We start from the raw sequence: 18831 nt of genomic DNA, 5'->3' as shown, positions 1-18831 counted from the left end.
TTTGAAATTTGCCTCGTCACTATTACCAGTAGTGACGTTTTTTTCTGTGCCTTCGTTCATGAATTTTCACCTCCTTTGCTTGTCCACTTTAGCGTACTTTTTAACGGAATTATAAAGATCAAGTTCTACACACATACCATATAAATACTGATTTTTAGACGGTTTGTTTACGCTTACATAATCCGGATAATTAACAGTTCCATCTTTAACCTGTGACCATTCGACTGCACCATCTACAATGGGCTTCATTATTGCAATCAAGGCTTTAGCCTCATTTAATTCTCTGGTTAACTTCGATTCTTCCAATTGCTTCATCCAACAACATCTTTCTCACACGGATTGTTTTTCTCAAAATCCAATACTGTCTGCCCGGATAACTCAGCTAGTCGCTTAGTAACCAATTTGTATGCAGACTCATTCCCGTTTGATTGATATCGTAAAGTTTTGCGTATTCGTTTCAAACGATCAATATCGTTTTCATGCTCGACATCAACATACACATCTAATTTTTTATCCGCATATACACGGCGTTTTCCGTTTTTATTGTGAATTGTGCGAATCACCCGATTTGTAATATTACGGTAATGCTGCCGAATTAATTTATTTACATCAGGTCTTTCCACATACGTCTGAACATAACTGGTTAATTCATCAATAGATAGACTTGGATTACTCCGGAACAGATCTTCAAGAAAACTTGTAATACTTTTTCGTTTTGCTTTAGCCATTATTTCACCGCCTTTAATTTAGTTACGCTTTTTAAAGCACTGTTGAGTTTTTGCAGCCTATCAATGCCTGTTTCGATTTCCCCGCAAGTCACTGTAATCTCATCTGTCACAGCAGCAGGAGAAAATTTTAAATAACATCTTGCCAGTTCTTCTATTTCCAGACCAGTTGGTAAATCCAGTAGCGCACTTAAAACTTTATGTACTAATTTGGCTGCTTTTTCCTCTTCCGCTTCGGACTTTAGATATTGCTGGTAGTTTTCATCAACCTGAGCTAATTGCTGTAAACTCATGTTTTGTTGCCTTGCTTTGAACTCAGCATTTTCGCGTTTAATGCGTTCGTAATCAGGAGGTACAACCTGCACAGGCTGCTCAACGATAATTGGATCGCCTGCTGATTTTAGTTTTTGCTCAAGGACTTTATTGGCTTGATTAAGGGTTGAGTTATCTTTTTTTAATTTCATAGCGGCTTCCATAGCCCCATCGTTCTCTGCCGAAATAGTCAGTGCGACTTTTTGCAATCTATTGACTTCTTTTTCTGCTTCCTGTGCTCGGGTTTCAGCTTCCTTACGGGCTTTTATAGCGGCCTGTAATTCACGTGTGGTCATTTCATCAACTGTTTTTGTTTCGCCGTTTGGCAGGGCGTGCGGTTCGGATAGGAATGGTTCACGGTCTGGTTCCGGTAAATCCAGCAGCGCAAATACTTTTGATGACGGCAAACCTGCCAACGTTGGCACATTTGAAAACTCTCTAGCTACTTGCATAAGTCTTACAGCACTACGATAACTAATATCAACCTTTGTTTCTAAATACTCTTGCCACTCACCATGCGGCAACTGCTCTTTTACTTGATTCAACCGCTTACCAATTTCAATGATGTTCTGCGCGGTTTGCTGTTTCAGAATCAATATTTCGACTGTTAGAGTGTCAACCGTGTTTGCTGGTTCGTTCATTTGATCACCTTGCTTTCTATGATTGCTCTGACAATTTGACAACCGTATTTAAATTACTTAGGTCATATCCGTCATATTTTTTTAAAAATTCTTCTAACGAAACACGTCTTATTTTAAAACTACCTAGTTTCAATGCTGGTAAGTAGCCACGGTTAATAAGTTTATACACAAAGGCGGGATTTGTTTTAATTAGCTTTGCAACCTCCTTAACTGTGTAGAGAATATCTTCGTTCATAGAAACCTCCCTTTACACTTTAAGAAAAACATTTTACCTTTAATTTCACTGTATGTGTAATTTTTATTTAAAAAAAATTGCATCTAATGAAAAAGCAAGTTCTTTTACTAACAAGGCCAATGTATCAAGGCTGGGATTTTTCCGCCCAGCTTCAATATCACAAATCAATTGAGGGCTGCGATTGATACGTAAGGCAAGTTCTGTTTGTGATAAACATTTTTCTTTTCTTTTTGCTTTTATCGTCTCAGATAGTGACATATTTTCACCTTCTTTTTTTCTTGATTACACTTCATGTGTAAATATTATTACACTATAAGTTAAAAATAAAGTGCTGAATATATCTAAATTTGGTGATTTACTGCGATTTAATTAGAATAACAGAGCTAATCTCTTTATATCGTAACATTACTTGAAATTACACTTCAAGTGAATATTTACACTGTGAGTGTAAAATAATATACTTAAATCATTGAATAATCTATAAGAGGGGTTTTGTATGAACATTGGATTGAAAATAAAAGCGCTTAGAAATGAAAGAGGTTACACCTTAAAACAAGTGGCTGATGCTGCCGGAATTTCTGTCTCATTTGTTTCTGAAATAGAACGCGGAAAAAGAAATCCTGGTTTGGATAATCTTCATAATATAGCTAGAGCTTTAGGTGTTTCATCCGATTTTATATTGGCAGGAACAAATTCTATTAACCAAGTAGGTGACAAGCGTGAATTTGATAAACAATTCCCTAATGTAGTAAAAATACTTCGCCGCGATGGTAAAAAAATAACGCCCGAAAAAGAGCGTCTTATTGCAAGAATTATCGAAACGGCTATAGAGGATGAGTGATACTATTGGTTCCTGTCAGAGTAAGAGGTTCGATGGCACGTTCGACGGCTTATTCAATTTTAGATAATTTTAAAATCACATCGCCTGAAGTTCCTGCAAAACTTATACTAAAACAATATGGTAGATTGTTTTATTTTAGTGGCTTCTGTGAAGAATCAAGAAATGATTTTGGCTTTTGCAGATACGATGGGCATGAATATCAAATATTCATTAATAGAGATTTAGCTGGTAGTATTGGCAATTTTCCTTATGCTCACGAATTAGGTCATATTGTTTTGAATCATTTTATAGATTTTGATACAAACTACCTTTCCGATCGGCAATTATGGCTTTTAAACAGAGAAGCGGATATATTTGCAACAAATTTTTTAATGCCAGAACCATTAATATGTAAATATGTAAATATGCCTATTACATCAGTTAGAGAAATCGGTCAGTATAAAAATGGATTCGGCGTTTCTTGGGAAGCCTTAATTAATCGCTTGGACGAATTGCATTTATGTACCAGAGAAAGGATTGAAAATATATTTGCGACAGAAAAAAAGTCATTTGAACAAACTGCAGCAGCTTATAAATGATAAAAAACACAGCCCATCTAAAGGACAAGCTGTGTTTTAAATAACATAAGTTAAACGAAAGGAGTATGCTATGGAAGGTCATACCAGAAAACGTGGTGACAAATGGTATTATAGTTTTGAAGCTTCCAATGTTGATGGTAAAAGGAAAAGAATTGAAAGAGTAGGCGGAAGAACTAAAAAAGACGCGGAAGCAGCCTTACGAATCGCACTACAGGAATACAATAATGCAGGGTTACATTTTGAGCCAAGTGAAATGTCCGTCTCGGATTATATGGATTACTGGTTCAAGAACTACGTACTTATTAACTGTAAGTACAACACTCAAACTTGTTACGAACTTATAATCAAAAATCACATTAAACCAGCCTTAGGCATTTACAAGTTAAAGTCATTGACACCCGCAATTTTACAAGAGTTCATCAATGGTAAATATCTAAGCGGTTATAGTAAAAATCATTTAATGAACATAACAACTGTCCTTAATGGCTCACTTAAATATGCCGTCCACCCCTGCAAATTCATTAAGGATACGCCAATGCAATATGTCAAATATCCAAAATATGACCATTCTAAGCGTGAAATTGATCATAAAGTTATTTCAAACGATGATTTTAGCCAAATCATCGAACGTTTTCCTCTAGGATCAACCTTTCACATTCCCCTCATGATTGGCTATTATACGGGCTGCCGAATTGGGGAAGTAATGGGCTTGACCTGGGACGATATTGATTTAGAAAATGCAACAATTGATATTAACAAATTGATTTACAAACGTGAAAAGGATTGGTATTTTGGATCAACAAAAACATCTTCCTCCGTAAGAAATATTAAAATCGGAAAAACCTTGCTTACTGATTTAAAAAAGCACAAAAAATGGCAAACAGAAAACCGTCTAAAATATGGTCAATACTTTATCCAGCAGTATGAAGTTGAAGAATTAATCAATGACCAAAAATTAAGAAGAATCCACTCATTGCAAATTTCTATCAATGCTAGCGCTATGAATCCAATTAATATGATTTGTACAAAAGAAAATGGGGAAATGATTACCCCCGATTCATTTAAATACGCTGCTAAGGTAATCCATTATGAACTGGGGATAATATTTAATTTTCATTCGCTGCGACACACTCATGCAACAACCTTAATTGAAAATGGAGCAAATATTAAAGACGTACAAAATCGGCTTGGGCATGCCAACATCGAAACCACTCTCGGAACTTACACCCATGCCACCGAAAAGATGGCTGAGCAATCTGTCGATATATTTGAAAAGGCTGCGAATCAATCCTTGCCAACCAAAAAATAATTGTGTTGGCAAATGGTGGGCAAATCAACCTGGATTGATATTTTTATTACCTCTAACTACCGATTTTCCTAGCAATAAGAGCAACACACTCTACATGAAACGTCTGCGGGAACATATCTACCGGTTGAATTTCCTTTGTTTTGTACCCCAGCTCATCAAGCAAGGCCAGATCACGCGCAAGCGAGGCGGCACTACAAGATACATAAACAATACGTTCCGGCCGCATGGCTGCAAAAGTTTCCAGTACGGCAACACTGCAACCAGCACGCGGAGGGTCTACAACAATCACATCCGGCTTAATTCCTTTGCGATAAAGCTTCGGCATCACTTTTGTCGCATCGCCTGCAATAAACTCAGCATTTGTTATATGGTTCGCTTCTGCATTATCCATGGCATCCGAAATGGCCTGTTCGACAATTTCAATACCATAGACTTTTTTCGCCTGACGTGCTAAAAACAGCGAAATCGTCCCTGTACCACAATAGGCGTCAATCACTGTCTCATTTCCTGTCAGACTAGCATATTTCAAAGCTTGTCCATAAAGTACTTGGGCCTGAAGGGTGTTAACCTGAAAAAATGAATGCGGCGAAATTTGAAATGCAAGATCACCTAAACGATCCGTAATATGGTCGCTTCCCCAAATAACTTGATTTTTACGACCTAACATAACATTTGTCTGCGCTTGATTGACATTATGAATAATACTCGTGACAGCAGGAATTTTTTCAATTATTCTCTCTACTATTTGCTGCTGTTTAGGCAACTTGTCTGTCGCCGTAACAATGACAATCATGACCTTGCCTGTTGCAACGCCTACCCGCCCCATAATATATCGCAACACGCCTTGATGACTCACTTCATCATAAGCAGAAAGGTCTAATCCTCTCATAATCGTTGGTAAAACAGCGGCAATTCGATTATTGAGTTCATGTTGAATGAGACAGTTGTCAATCGGCACAATCTCATGACTTCCCATAGCATAACAACCTACAACAAGGTTGTGCTCTGTTTGTCCGATAGGCAATTGCATCTTATTGCGATAATGCCAGGGATTCTCAGCCGCAAGCGTAGGCTGAATGATGACATGATCTAGTTTTCCAATTCGCTCTACAGCAGCCACAACTGTTTCGCGTTTCTTATCAAGCTGCGATTCATAACGCAAATGCTGCAACTGACAGCCGCCACAGGCCTCATAATTAGCACAAGGTGCGCCAACCCTGTCAGGCGACGCTGCAATAATGCGAACTAACTTGGCTTTACTATAGTTTTTTTTCACTTCCTGAATCTTGGCTGAAACAGTCTCCCCAGGCAATGCCCCTGGTACAAAAATTGTATAATTTTCTACTCTCCCCACGCCTTCACCACTATGCCCCAGACCATGAATATCAATTGATACTACTTCCCCCCGCTGAACAGGCGGTTTTTTAGCTATTTTCACGTTACCATCACCTTTTCCGTTCAATAAAGCACCGCAGAGACCTGTGTAATCTCTCTGCGGCTGTTTTGCTATTTATCATCATCTTTAGTTATTTTTATGAATTGTTCGATATACTCGTTTAACTTTTTGCTAACAAGCTGATGCACTGTTCCGCGCGGATAAGTACCATCAAACTGAATGTCACCCGCTGGGACACCTGTTAATACTTCAATTCCCTCGTCAATGGTGTGAATGGGATAAATATGAAATTTTCCTGTTTTCACGGCCTCAATTACTTCATCATTGAGTGCCAAATTATTGATATTTTGATAAGGAATCATAACGCCTTGACTGCCTGTTAAACCCTTAAGCTTACAAACAGTAAAAAACCCTTCGATTTTTTGCGTAGCGCCACCAATGGGCTGCACTTCGCCTTTCTGATTGACTGAACCTGTTACAGCAATCTCCTGTCGAATCGGCAAACCTGATAAGCTGGAAAGAATGGCATAAAGTTCGGTACTTGACGCGCTATCACCATCAACTCCCTCATAGAGTTGTTCAAACGTCAAACTGCATGTCAACACAAGCGGCTGCTGCTGAGCATACTTTTCACCAATATAGCCGCTCAGAATGAGTACGCCTTTCGTATGGCTAGAACCGCTAATCTTTGTTTCGCGCTCAATATTGATGACACCTGATTTACCCATATACGTATTGGCTGTAATACGAGAAGGCTTGCCAAACATATATTCTCCAACTGCAAGCACAGCCAATCCATTCACTTGACCAACCTTTTTCCCTTCTGTATCGATGAGCAGTTTACCCTCAGCAAACATTTCTTGCAATTTTTCCTCATATTTATTTGACCGATAACGTTTTTCCTCTATGGCCTGCTTAATATACTGATCTGTTACTAGCGGACTATTATCAAGATTAGCCCAAGCATCCGCCTCACAAATCACTTCGACGACTTCATTAAACCGTGTTGTAAGCTTGGTCTGACTGTCAGCCAAACGGCTGCAATATTCCACCATGCGTGCCACCGCAGATCGTGAAAAATCTTTAAGTGATTTGCGTTTTACTGTGGAACTAATAAAACCTGCCAGCTTTTTTACATTCATAGGATTATTGTCCATTTGCGTATCAAAATCGGCATGCACTTTAAAGAGCTTGCCAAAATCTTCGTCATAAGAATAAAGCAGATGATAAAGCATGGGATTGCCAACAAGGATAACCTTGACATCGAGATCAATGGGCTCTGGTTTCAGCGAGGCCATGGCAAGCATACCATACTGTTCACCGAGATTTTCTATCGGCAGTTTCTTCGTCTTAAGCACCCGCTTGAGCGCTTCCCAGGCTCCTAAATTACTTAAAATATCTCGGGCATGTAAAATAAGATAACCGCCATTGGCCCGATGAAGTGCGCCTGGCTTAATCATGGTGTAATCGGTATGGACAACACCCATGCGTGTCTCATATTCAACGCGACCAATAAGATTATAATAAGTCGGATTAATTTCAACAACCACAGGTGCGCCTTGCGTATCTTTGTTATCCACAAGTACATTGACGCGATATTTTTGATTCACATCAGGACTGCGTTTAAACATGGCGAAAGGATTATTCTCTTCCTCGCCTGAAGAAGGTTTAAAATCATTAATATTTTTCACAATATCGCGCTGAACAGCTTCTAAATAGGCTGCTACGGTCTTATTGCCTGCATAAGTTTCATGCAAATCCTCAATTAAATGTCCGGCTGCATAAAGACCCACTTTTTCATCAAGCTGTTTTAACTCTTCCCGTACATCTCGTTCAATATGCTGCAAGCGTCTTACAACTTCCATGGCCTGATCATGAACAGCAAGTAATTTTTTTTCAATGCCCTCTTTTTGTTCCTTGTCCAGTTTTTGATATTCCTCTGGCGTAACAGGCTTACCCTCAACAACAGGCAGTCCCACAAAACCCGTACTCGACCATTGCGGCATAACTCCTGCCTGCTCCGCTTGCTCATTAAATGCATCAAGCAAAGCGGCACGTTGTTCTTGAAATTTCTTTGAAAGTGACTTACGCGCTGATTCATAATCTTCGCTGCTAAATACCTTGGATATATCTGTTTTTAAATTATCGACAAGATCTTTCATATCTTTACGAAACCGGGTACCAATGCCTGGCGGCAAAGAAAGAGCTAGCGGCTGACTGTCATTTTCAAAGTTATTCACATAGCACCAATCATCAGGAATGGACTGTTTACTTGCTGATTGCTGCACAGCATTTTTAGCATAAGTAATCTTACCTGTGCCAACAAGACCGGACATAAAAATATTATAACCGGGATTTTTATTATACAAACCAAATTGAACAGCTCTAACAGCTCTTTCTTGTCCGATCATTTCATGAGGCTCTGGGACATCCGCTGTAGTCGCAAAATCGAACAGGCTTTCATCACAATAAAACCGAAGTTGTTTTGTAGATAGTTCCTGGCATTTCACGCGCACGCAACCCCCTCTACATCGACTTTTTCATCATTTAAACAAAATTTCGTCCTACAAGTGCCTAATTTCAACCGTCGCTTTACTAGTATCTTATTTCAACTCAAAGGTATTCATGATGATAACTTTCACCAAAGTATATTTTTGAATCATTTCGTTGCACAGTCCATAACTTCCTCCAAACAAATCCAATTTTATACTAAGGGAATACCCAAAAATATCATGAGAATTTTGCTTGTGTTAATAAAGGAATGAGCCACAACTGCGCTCACAAGAGACTGCGTTTTATAATAAAGCAGTGCCAATCCAACGCCGACAACCACCATTTCAGCCAGCCAAAAAATACTAAAATGCATGGCAGCAAAAATCACAGCACTGCCAAGGGAACCGAGTGTAACGCCAAAGCGTTTCGTAAGGGGCAAAAAAGTAAACATGCGATACAAAACTTCTTCTGTAATTGGTGCCGCAAAGCCAGCAAGAAATAAAGGAACAACTAAATCCTGCCACGAATAAGCTGCTTCTACGAGGGAAACAAGTGGATGCTGACTTGGCGAAACGAAAAGCAGCGTCGTAAAGACTTTTTCGGAATAAATGCTCACGCCAAGCAACAAGATGCCGACTAAAAGACCCCAGCCAATTTGTAAACCCCATTTCTTGCTTTTTACACCGATTTCCTGCCAACTGCTGCCTTCACGCCTGACAACAATATAGACAAGCCCAAGGACTACCAACCGATCAGCTAATTCAACAACCCAAGCAGACGTCGACCAAGTGCTTGGGAAGATATATCGTACAAGCAATAAACCGCAGGCTAGCCGCAAAAAATAGACAGCAAATACATCGCGTAGTTTCCAACGGGCTCTTAATTCATCCATCACATTCTCCTCATTCCTCAATGGGATTGGTTTTCCAAAGCAGTCCCGTCCGTCTAATTTTGAACTGAACATCCCCATCAATTTGCGCTTCTTTAAATTTTCCTTTCCAATCAAAATCAATAAACTCAGGAAAAGTAGAAAAATGCGGACAAAAATAATCACCAATTGATAGAACATCGCTATTACAGCCCTGTAAATAATAAATAAGGCCCTGCAATTCCTGCGTAAATAATTCCGACAGCCGTTTCTCTAATTTTTCCCGATATTCCGGTTCTTCATAATTAATGCCGCTAGCAACACTGGTTATTTCACCTTCAAGATTTAAGCGTATATGAGCAATCGGTTTCCCCTCAACAATCTCAGTTTGAACGTCCGGCGGCCCAGAAGCCCGAAAGCGCAAATTAATTCCTTTTTTTGGGGCGGCCGGGTGAATATCTTCAATGGATATATAACTTGAAGCAAGCCGGGTTAAAAACAGGCTAACCAGCCGAGTTTGATGACTATCAAGCAGCCCCACCATCTTATCGCCAGCGAAAATGGCCGTACCGAGAAATTCTGCAGCATCACCGCCGATCCGACTAATTTCTCCAGCCACTTTTGGTACTTCTAGATAACCTTCAGGCTTTTGCTTTGTATCAGGGGACAATTTTTCAGCTTTTACTTTCGGGTTGGCACCAACATATACGGCATAAGGAGCACTGCCATAGTTCTTCATTCCGAGATAAAATTTATGCAGTGTGCTCGACAGAAAGAAGCCTGATAAGCTATCCGATTGCAGCATTAATTCATAATACTTCGCTGTTGAACTAGTAATTGCCGGCTTGTTTTTCTCTAAAAACTCTTGAGCACTCCCCTGGGTTACAGCAACATACATGGTCCCGCGGTATTCCCGAAACCGGAATAGCGGCCCGATAATATCACCTAAACCACTTTGGGCAAGTCCCTCCCCAAAAATAATCATCTTGGAATGATAAACTACCGTTGGCAACGCCACTACGGAGTTCAGTTCATTCCTTGCTTCTGCAATAGTAAAAGCTGATAGGGTAATATTAACAAAGCTTTTTGTGGCTCCCTCGCTGCTACTGCTTGTATCACTTTCGCTTCCACCTGTACCACTAATTTGTCGAGGAATCGCAAGTTGATAGGTAACAATAATATGATTATTTTCGCCTTTATCAAGACCAATTGCTACTACATAAGCTAGCTGGTCTGCTTCGTGTGCGCCGTTACAACCTGAAACGAACATGATGAAAGGCAGCAACAACAAACACAGCCATTTTCGCATTTTTTCTCCCCCCTCTGCTCCAGCTAGTACAAGAATAATCAATCATTTCGAATAAATATGATAAAGCGGCAACACTAAACTAATAACCGCACATAAAGCAATAACAAAAAATGCAACTGTTTGTTTGTTTTTCCGCAGCCAATTACCATATGAATAGGCATGTAGCGCACTAAGTGCAGCCAAGAACAATATGATATAATCCATACTAACTTCCTCGCTTCTATTCTTTTCCTGGAATGGAATTTGTTTTCCACATCAATCCAAACCCTCGAATCTTTACTTCCGCTACAACATCAATGTCAGCATCGGCATAGCGGTCTGACCACTGAAATTCCTCTAATTGTTGCATCGTTTGAAAGTTTCCCGCCATATAAAAACCTAATCCAATTACATCGCTATTTACTTCTTGCGATGCGTTAATTAAGCGGCTCATATCCTCTGTCAGGACTTGTGTAAGCCGATTTTCAAGTAATCTCTGGTATTCTTTGCTCTCATAGTTAATACCACTGCTAATACTTGTTACTGTCCCTTCAACCTTTTGCCTAATTTTGATGACGGGCCGATTATCTACGATCTGCGTTTTAATTTCCGGACGTTCTCGCGCCCTTAACCGCAGCGAGATTTGCTGCTTAGGCGACAACGGATCTTCCACAGAAATATGTCCTTCATTGCAATCTCCTAATAATATCAGGAGCGCTCTTGTTTCATTACTGTCAAGCATGCCAACCATTTTATCCCCCTTAAACAGAGCCGTCCCAACAAATTCCAGCGTACTTCCGCCTTTCCGACTTATATTTCCAGAAGTATGCGATTGTTCTTTACGCTCTGGCAGTGGAGAATCGGGCGGACGATTCAGGCTTTCTTCTTGTTTAGCATTCGTTGCAGCCAGTACAGCATAGGGAGAGGCCGTATGTTGCTTCAGACGCAAATAAAAGTTATGCAGCGTAGATACCGGATAAAAGCCGGCATCATTACTGCTTCCCATCATCAACTCGACATACTTTGCCGGTGACAAATTAAAAATCGGCTTATTTTCTTTAATAAATTCTTCTGCTGTTCCCTTGACAACAATCATAAAGCTAGAACCACGATATTCCCGAAAGCGCATGAGAGGCCCTAGTGTATCACCAATTCCCTTGCGAGCCAGCGCCTCCCCAAAAATAATGGCTTTCACATGATAAACCATTGGAGTCAAAGCGATGACCGAATTCAGCAAATTTCTAGCTTCACCAAGCGAATAAACTGAAAAGGTAAGGCTGGTAAAAGTCTGCTTACTCGCTTCAGATTGTCCCCCAATAGCCAGCGGATTGGCAACCTGATAAGTGACATTAATTTTATCCCCTTCACCTTTATCTAATCCCATGATTAATACATAGCCGATTTGATCCGTTTCCTTCGCCCCGTTGCAGCCAGTCAATAGCAGCATAATAGCCATTACCCCGAAAACTTTTAGGAACTTTTTTCCCATAAGGTGCCCTTCATTTGCTTTGATAAAGTAGCAATCAATAATGCCAGGGGAATCATGTACACAGCAATATCGTTTAAATAAATGAGCTGTTTATCAAGCCTGACAGCCTGCATAATATTCTCCGGTAACAAAGCCACACTTGTCATTAGCATGGCCAAGCAAGGCATAATCGGCCGAATAATCGGTAAATTAAGTACTCGCCCAACAAGATAGGCTGTAATAAAAAGATCGCCCGCAATTGCCAGCGTACCCAAGATGACCCAGGCAATAATGAACAAGGCTTCAACATGTTGAAAAAAACGATTTAAATAAATAAGGCGCACCAATTCGAAAAAAGGCGTAGCTTTCTCAGAACCTACCATCACACCAAATACCATAATATAAACGACCATAAAAAAACTTTTTAGAAGTACAGACGAAGTAATGCCCTTTATCAAGGACTGACGAATCGTTTTTGTGTTTTGAAAAGCCGGTGCCAAAATAAAAACAGCTAAAAAACCAAAATCATAACCGCTTCCTGTAATAGACTGCATAATACAGTGGCCAAGACCGTAGCCTTGCCAAGGCAATAATTGATAAGGAATATAAAAGGGATAAACCATCAGTGCTGCGCCCAAAAAAGCTGCAATTAAAAAGGGCATAAAAATGATACTGCAGCGCGTAACACCGCTGATACCTAAATAGCCCGTAAACAAACCGCCTAAGGCATACAATAGAACGGACAAATTTAAATCCAGCTCAGGTAAAGCCGTAATAATCGTATATTCAGCATATTGCCTGATCAACAGAACCGAATTGGCAAAAAAGATAAATAGAACCACAAACAGGACTAGACAAGCGACTTTTTTGCCAAATAACGTCGTTGCCATGGTATAAATATCGCCTTTGACTTTGGATTGCACATAAAGCATTATGCCAGCCGTAACAACCACATACAATCCGTGAAGTAACACATAAAGCCAGGTGATCTGCCCAATCTGTCCAAGCGCTATAGTCATAGCGTTAAGTGTTACCCGTGGCAAAAGCAAAATAAATATGAGTGCACTTCCTTCAGCTACACCCATCGTTCCTGTTTGATAACTCATAGTATCCTCCTGTTTCCTGATATTATTTATTGTTCCCGCTTGGATCTTCATTCAACCAAAGTCTACTATTTGGCGGTTGTCTTGTCGGATCCTTGGTGTTTAAATTATCGGGCCGCCGTGTCTGATTTGTAACCTCACCTCTTACGATTAAATCACTACCCATATCAGCCCGCGGAGCAACTGGGCCAAGATAAGGAACTCCAAAGGATTTCATGTTGACTAAGATCGCTGTGGTAAGTAAAATTCCAATGGCAATTCCGACAAGACCAAAAATAGATCCAAGGATTAAAAATATGAAACCTAAAATTCTAAGCGCTATCCCGAACCGATATTCGGGTATCGTATAGGAAGCCAAACCGCTGACTGCGACAATGATAATCATGAGTGGACTGACAATTTTAGCTGAAACAGCGGCCTGACCTAAAATAATCGCCCCAACAATGCCGATTGTAGGGCCAAGCATCCCTGGAATTCTCAGCCCACCTTCACGTATCAATTCAAAGGCAATTAACATGATCATGATTTCAAACACTGCGGGAAAAGGTACTTGTTCTCTTGATGCAGCAATTGCTAAAAGCAAATCAGTCGGTATCGCTTCCTGATGGAAAGTGCTGAGCGCCACATATACGGCTGATAAAAAGGTCGTAAAAATCGCGCCAATCACACGAACATAGCGAATCATACTTCCATAGAAAGCAGGCAAAGTAGAATCTTCAGATGAATGCAAAAAAGATACGAACCCGGTTGGAACGATGTTGACAAAAGGGTTTCCCTCCATTAAAATTGCGATCCGCCCTTCCGTAAGATTTGTCGCAACCCGATCCGGCCGTTCAGTCGAAATCGATTGAGGAAACCAAATATAAGGATGATCAACAATCAATTGCATTAGTGCTCCTGAATCGGCGAGATAATCTACTGAAATCCCTCTCAAACGGCGTTTTACTTCCTCAACAAGTTTCTCATTGGCAATTGACTGGATATACATGACCGCGCACTGCATTCGTCCCCGTTTGCCAATCACGATCATCTCGGTGATGAGATCGCTTGTTCGTAACACAGAACGCACGAGTGCCGTATTGACACGCAGTACTTCCGTAAAAGCTTCTTGCGAGCCTCGCACAACACCTTCGGTCTGCGGTGTAGATACGGCGCGGCGTTTACCGCCTCTCACTTCGATCACGAGGGCTTCCTCACAGCCCTCAATAAATAAAACCGCATCACCTCCATTGATAGAACCTTCAAGTGCCGAGAATTCCCGGATAAGCGAAGTTCGACTGTTCGGAATAACTTCTTGAATATGCTTAGCCATTAACCCCTGCAGTTTTATATGACTTGCCACTTGTGCTGAAATAAGTGGTTTTAAAATAGTTTGATGGATAATTCTCTTGTCAACGATCCCATCAATAAACACAAGCAGGGCTCCAAATTCAGGCTGGGAAGCCAATTGAAACTTTTTAAGGACAATATCTTTATTCAAATCAATGGAAAAAATTTTTCCAACAATGATTTCATTTTCAGCCAAACTAGCACTCACAAGCAGCTTATTCGGACCTAAAGCTGCTTGATAGGACAGTGTCAAGGGAACAGTTTCTGATTGTTCTTTTTTAAGGTTATTGAAACGATTCTGAAAACACGACCACTCTTTTTCATTGTGAGCACCACGAAGATAATGCTGTGTATCACCAATCATCGTAACTACTCTGCGACTCAGTCGTAACAATCGCTCCAGTTCACTCAATTCATCAAATGCTAACGGGCTTTGTACCGAAGAACGATCATCTTCCTTACTTTCATCAAGGACAAAGCGAGATGGCTGCTCAACGGGTTGATAAAGTACTTGATTCTGAAAAAAATTCCGCAATTTTTGAAAAATGGTAGTTGCTATCTTAACCAGCCCCTTGCCCCAATGAATCGTTTGATTCTATTATGTGCAATCTCATTTATTTTAGTAAAATCCAGCGAAAAATTAACACACATCCATCGCCGTAATTTATTAAGCCTAGTTTGTATAAAAACTTTTCCTGCCTCGTAAAATAGATATCTAGATATACTAAACAATGGCGATCAGCAATAACGCCGAGGAGCTCCCAATGTTTTTTACTAACAGCTTCATCCTATCATGGACAATATGGATATTACTTGCCGATAAAAGCCGTTGGCGAGAAATTTTCCCAGTGTGCTTTCTCGCTTCATATTTTGCATTAATCACGGACATACTTGTGGAATTTTACCCATTATGGGGCTATACCGGCAATGAATCGCCCTTATGGATACAGTTTTCCAATGCTCTCGGTATTTTTATTGTTGCTATTTACCTCCTTATTCAGTGGCTACCCAGAAAAAAGACTTTTCTCAAATTATTTACCTACTTGTTTGCCTGGACGTCATTTGCCGTACTAGTAGAACAAATCCACCTTGCTACAGGCCATATGTATTATCGACAATGGTGGAGTATCTGGTATTCTTACCTCGCTGACTGGTTATTATTCTGGACATTCTATAAATTTCATGAAGTTTTTAGGCTTGAAAGACTTAAATAACGACTAATTTAGGAAAAGGTACATACTATGGCAAATTATCCATCGGATGAACAACTTGCTGAAATGGTGAGGCAATTAACACAAGCACGCATTGAAAACTGGCTTGGAGAGTGCTTTGGCACTTGGCGCTGGTGGCTTCTTGTTGCATTACTGATAATGCCTTGGATCGCCTGGTTCAAACTGGTTGAAAAAAAGAAAATTGTCGAATTGTCCCTCTATGGGATAATCATCATGGTAGTTACAATTACGCTGGATGAAGTGGGTTTCGTACTATCTATGTGGCATTATCCATTAGATGTTTTCCCCATGCTTCCCCGGCTTACCTCCATTGACTACGCTTTACTACCTGTTACCTACATGCTTATTTACCAATATTTTTCTAGTTGGAAAAGCTTCTTTAGGGTAATGGCTATTGCTTCTGCCTTTTTTTCATTCATCGCCGAACCTCTCATGACATTTCTGGGGTTTTATCAGCTACTTACATGGAAACATTATTACTCTTATCCAATCTATATTGTTCTAGCACTTGCATGCAAATGGCTTACCCGAATAATTATCGATATGGAAGATAGGACGAAGGAAAAATAACTTACCAAACGAATATAACAAAAAGCTAGCACAGGTAAAATACCAGCACTAGCTTTTTGTTGTGAATGATTAAAATTGTAATTTTTTTTCTTTAGGCAGAAGCCTCTATGCTTGCAACTTCTTCTTGAGATAAAATTTTTTCCGGATCTAAAATAATAATCAAGCGTTCATCAATTTTCCCAATGCCTTTAATATAATGGTTATTAAAGTCACTGATAAAATCGGGTGCTTGTTCTAAATCTGCATCATCTAATTTCACAATGTCCGTAACTTCATCAACAATCCAACCCGAAATCGAGTCATGTACATTCAACATGACAAATTTACTTTGATCCGATCTCGGTACATCATTTAAATGAAATTTAATCCTTAAATTAAATATGTATTTTATTTGCCCGCGCAAATTGATAATACCTTCTATTTCTTTTGGCATACCCGGTAGTAGCTGAATATTAAATTTCTTAGAACGTAAAATACCATCGACAGCAGAAACCTCAATACCATATTCTTGATCATCTAATGCAAATACGACTAATTGACTACTAGCCATATCATTATCCCCTCTTTACCACTATTATTTTTCCGTTGCTATCGTATTTAGTTGATCTGTTAAACTATTAATTTCTTCCACACTCGCTGTAACTTCTTCTATGGCTGCTGCTTGCTGCTCAATCGTTGAAGTTGTTTCATTCCCCATAATGACTGTTTTATCGACAGAATTCTTTATAATTGTCGTAAGCTCTTTGATCTTACCAACAGTCTGTTTCGAATCATCGGAAAGTTTTCTGATTTCCTGAGCAACAACACCAAAACCGAGTCCAGCTTCGCCTGCTCTTGCAGCTTCGATGGCGGCATTTAATCCTAAGAGTCTCGTTTCATCAGCGATATCCTTAATAAAATCCATTACTTCATCAATTTTTCCTGTGACTGTATTCACATTTTTGATTTCATCATTTAAATTCGTTTGCGTATCACTCACATTGGAAGCGGATGCAGCCAATTCTTCCATTGTGGCAGATATCTGACTAATTCCATCACTCAGTGTTGCAGAGGCTGCTTGTAATTTTAGTTTGTGATAAGCTGATTGTGACATGCTATTTGCAACAGTAAACAGAACGTTTGCTGCTGCTGCAATACTTTCCTTAGATAATTGACGAATTTCTCTTACTGCCTCAACATAGCCATCGGCGTCAACACCAATTTCTCCAGCAATTTTTCGGAATTTTTCTTCATCAGGAACTTCTGTCATAACTTGTCCACCGAGTATTGTTCCAATCAATCGCCCTTCAAGCAGAATAGGTGCCGCAAAATCAATAAGACCGGCATGACATTCATATACTACGGGTTTACCCGTACGAGCTGCTTCTTCACCGCCCTTACGATGAGATTCAGCACACCGCTTGTCACCACATTCTGTTGAATGAGTATAATCCATGCAAAAGCGAGTATAACTGCTTGGATTGGTAACAGGATGGCCATCCGCATCAACTGTTACACTTGCCAAGCCTACCCCTTTTGCAAAGTCGTCCTGAAACTGCTGAAGAAACTCCAGATCAATCACATCGACTAATTTAAGGTGATCTAAATTAATCTCATTACCGATACCTTTTTCATTTACCTTTTGCAATTCAGCCATTATCCTATCTCCTTCTAACTATATTTGGTCGATTTTAAAATGTCTTACAATTTACCTGCTTAACTTGTTCACCCAATGTCTCAGCAAATAACTTGATTCTATACTCATCAAGCTATTTGTTAAGACATTAAAATTACATAATAGGACATTTCTCCTCTTTTTTTAACAAACTTACTCCTTTATTTTAATTCCAATTTTCTTGGAAGTCAATGCCAGTTTTCTATGATTATTGGATTAATTCCTTTTTATACTAGATTTTTTGTATCATAGAGTGCATGGAGGTGAAAGCAATTGCGACTAGGAGATCGCCTGCGGCAAGCAAGAGAAAGTGCCCGATTATCACAAGTACAAGTAAAGGGTTATACAGGAATTAACAATAAAACCTTATCAAATTATGAGAAAAATGTTAGCTCACCTGATCCTTATACACTCAAAACGTTGGCTGATTTATATGGCGTAACTACTGATTGGCTAATTAGTGGCGAACAGCCGGACTTCCAAAAATCAACCTTGGTTATTTCAAGCGAGGATTTAAGATTACTTGGAATTTTTAAAAATCTTCCAATAGAAAAAAAACAGGCTATTGAAATCTTACTATCAGATACGGAGGACTCCACTAAAAAAAAATAATTCATTCATATAGAATAAAAATATAGTGCACATATAGTTATGAGTCGATAGTCGCCGAGACGACTATCGACTCATAACTATATGTGCACAGAATATGCCTAATTGAGTAGGAGGATACCAGCCAACTACGGGATGGGTCCAATACCCTAAAGAAAAACTTGAGGGTATTGGCCGTAA

General features: G+C 39.6%; 21 protein-coding genes. 6 read left to right on the top strand and 15 right to left on the bottom strand.

Features of this window, described 5'->3' with window-relative positions; genetic code table 11:
- Positions 1-66 precede the first annotated feature (66 nt).
- From Ga0466249_RS18550 to Ga0466249_RS18530, 5 genes are all read right to left on the bottom strand, one after another.
- Positions 67-315, bottom strand: coding sequence for a hypothetical protein (locus Ga0466249_RS18550; protein ID WP_215830967.1), 249 nt, complete (start codon positions 313-315; stop codon positions 67-69).
- Positions 312-728 carry a hypothetical protein gene (locus Ga0466249_RS18545; protein WP_215830966.1) on the bottom strand — a complete coding sequence of 139 codons (417 nt, stop codon included), beginning with the start codon at positions 726-728 and terminating at the stop codon, positions 312-314. Before Ga0466249_RS18545 ends, Ga0466249_RS18550 begins: the two co-directional genes overlap by 4 nt.
- A complete protein-coding gene (locus tag Ga0466249_RS18540) occupies positions 728-1678 on the bottom strand; it encodes a DUF3102 domain-containing protein (protein WP_215830965.1) in 951 nt (316 codons plus the stop codon). Before Ga0466249_RS18540 ends, Ga0466249_RS18545 begins: the two co-directional genes overlap by 1 nt.
- A gap of 16 nt (positions 1679-1694) precedes the next feature.
- Positions 1695-1913 (bottom strand): helix-turn-helix domain-containing protein, encoded by a 219-nt coding sequence (locus Ga0466249_RS18535; RefSeq protein WP_215830964.1) that lies wholly within the window; start codon positions 1911-1913, stop codon positions 1695-1697.
- 63 nt (positions 1914-1976) lie between these two features.
- Positions 1977-2171 carry a helix-turn-helix transcriptional regulator gene (locus Ga0466249_RS18530; RefSeq protein WP_215830963.1) on the bottom strand — a complete coding sequence of 65 codons (195 nt, stop codon included), beginning with the start codon at positions 2169-2171 and terminating at the stop codon, positions 1977-1979.
- Between the two features lie 238 nt (positions 2172-2409).
- On the opposite strand from Ga0466249_RS18530, the gene Ga0466249_RS18525 reads away from it, so the two are divergent.
- From Ga0466249_RS18525 to Ga0466249_RS18515, 3 genes are all read left to right on the top strand, one after another.
- On the top strand, positions 2410-2754 hold the full coding sequence (locus tag Ga0466249_RS18525; protein ID WP_215830962.1) for a helix-turn-helix domain-containing protein: 345 nt from the start codon (positions 2410-2412) through the stop codon (positions 2752-2754).
- 32 nt (positions 2755-2786) lie between these two features.
- Positions 2787-3332, top strand: coding sequence for an ImmA/IrrE family metallo-endopeptidase (locus Ga0466249_RS18520; protein ID WP_215830961.1), 546 nt, complete (start codon positions 2787-2789; stop codon positions 3330-3332).
- 70 nt (positions 3333-3402) lie between these two features.
- Complete coding sequence (locus tag Ga0466249_RS18515) at positions 3403-4641, top strand: site-specific integrase (RefSeq protein ID WP_215830960.1); 1239 nt, start codon at positions 3403-3405, stop codon at positions 4639-4641.
- A 52-nt stretch (positions 4642-4693) separates the two neighbouring features.
- Here Ga0466249_RS18515 and rlmD read toward each other — a convergent pair whose 3' ends face one another.
- The 8 genes from rlmD to Ga0466249_RS18475 all read right to left on the bottom strand — a co-directional run bounded on the left by rlmD (position 4694) and on the right by Ga0466249_RS18475 (position 15121).
- On the bottom strand, positions 4694-6073 hold the full coding sequence (rlmD, locus tag Ga0466249_RS18510) for a 23S rRNA (uracil(1939)-C(5))-methyltransferase RlmD (RefSeq protein ID WP_215830980.1): 1380 nt from the start codon (positions 6071-6073) through the stop codon (positions 4694-4696).
- Positions 6074-6147: 74 nt separating this feature from the next.
- Positions 6148-8553 carry a Lon protease family protein gene (locus tag Ga0466249_RS18505; protein ID WP_312889798.1) on the bottom strand — a complete coding sequence of 802 codons (2406 nt, stop codon included), beginning with the start codon at positions 8551-8553 and terminating at the stop codon, positions 6148-6150.
- 188 nt (positions 8554-8741) lie between these two features.
- Positions 8742-9422: a CPBP family intramembrane glutamic endopeptidase gene (locus Ga0466249_RS18500; protein WP_215830959.1), complete on the bottom strand. Its 681-nt coding sequence runs from the start codon at positions 9420-9422 to the stop codon at positions 8742-8744.
- Positions 9423-9432: 10 nt separating this feature from the next.
- Entirely contained in the window at positions 9433-10707 is a 1275-nt protein-coding gene (locus Ga0466249_RS18495; RefSeq protein WP_215830958.1) for a Ger(x)C family spore germination protein, read from the bottom strand.
- 42 nt (positions 10708-10749) lie between these two features.
- On the bottom strand, positions 10750-10911 hold the full coding sequence (locus tag Ga0466249_RS18490) for a hypothetical protein (protein WP_215830957.1): 162 nt from the start codon (positions 10909-10911) through the stop codon (positions 10750-10752).
- A 16-nt stretch (positions 10912-10927) separates the two neighbouring features.
- The gene (locus Ga0466249_RS18485; RefSeq protein WP_215830956.1) at positions 10928-12175 is read right to left on the bottom strand and encodes a Ger(x)C family spore germination protein; all 1248 of its coding nucleotides are present in this window, start codon (positions 12173-12175) and stop codon (positions 10928-10930) included.
- Entirely contained in the window at positions 12157-13260 is a 1104-nt protein-coding gene (locus tag Ga0466249_RS18480) for a GerAB/ArcD/ProY family transporter (protein WP_215830955.1), read from the bottom strand. The genes Ga0466249_RS18485 and Ga0466249_RS18480 overlap by 19 nt, the downstream gene beginning before the upstream one ends.
- A 22-nt stretch (positions 13261-13282) precedes the next feature.
- Positions 13283-15121 carry a spore germination protein gene (locus tag Ga0466249_RS18475; RefSeq protein ID WP_215830954.1) on the bottom strand — a complete coding sequence of 613 codons (1839 nt, stop codon included), beginning with the start codon at positions 15119-15121 and terminating at the stop codon, positions 13283-13285.
- A 229-nt stretch (positions 15122-15350) separates the two neighbouring features.
- On the opposite strand from Ga0466249_RS18475, the gene Ga0466249_RS18470 reads away from it, so the two are divergent.
- Both Ga0466249_RS18470 and Ga0466249_RS18465 read left to right on the top strand, forming a co-directional pair.
- Positions 15351-15800 (top strand): CBO0543 family protein, encoded by a 450-nt coding sequence (locus Ga0466249_RS18470; RefSeq protein ID WP_215830953.1) that lies wholly within the window; start codon positions 15351-15353, stop codon positions 15798-15800.
- Between the two features lie 27 nt (positions 15801-15827).
- Positions 15828-16388, top strand: a complete 561-nt coding sequence (locus tag Ga0466249_RS18465) for a CBO0543 family protein (RefSeq protein WP_215830952.1) — start codon at positions 15828-15830, stop codon at positions 16386-16388.
- A gap of 91 nt (positions 16389-16479) precedes the next feature.
- On the opposite strand, the gene Ga0466249_RS18460 is transcribed toward Ga0466249_RS18465, so the two are convergent.
- Together Ga0466249_RS18460 and Ga0466249_RS18455 are read right to left on the bottom strand one after the other, a co-directional pair.
- On the bottom strand, positions 16480-16938 hold the full coding sequence (locus Ga0466249_RS18460; RefSeq protein WP_215830951.1) for a chemotaxis protein CheW: 459 nt from the start codon (positions 16936-16938) through the stop codon (positions 16480-16482).
- 24 nt (positions 16939-16962) lie between these two features.
- The gene (locus tag Ga0466249_RS18455) at positions 16963-18024 is read right to left on the bottom strand and encodes a PocR ligand-binding domain-containing protein (RefSeq protein WP_215830950.1); all 1062 of its coding nucleotides are present in this window, start codon (positions 18022-18024) and stop codon (positions 16963-16965) included.
- 291 nt (positions 18025-18315) lie between these two features.
- On the opposite strand from Ga0466249_RS18455, the gene Ga0466249_RS18450 reads away from it, so the two are divergent.
- The gene (locus tag Ga0466249_RS18450; RefSeq protein ID WP_215830949.1) at positions 18316-18654 is read left to right on the top strand and encodes a helix-turn-helix domain-containing protein; all 339 of its coding nucleotides are present in this window, start codon (positions 18316-18318) and stop codon (positions 18652-18654) included.
- Positions 18655-18831 lie beyond the last annotated feature (177 nt).

Source organism: Pelorhabdus rhamnosifermentans (assembly GCF_018835585.1).
GTDB lineage: Bacteria > Bacillota > Negativicutes > UMGS1260 > UMGS1260 > Pelorhabdus > Pelorhabdus rhamnosifermentans.
Note: the sequence above shows the minus strand (reverse complement) of the source record. Positions and strands in the feature narration are given on the sequence as shown.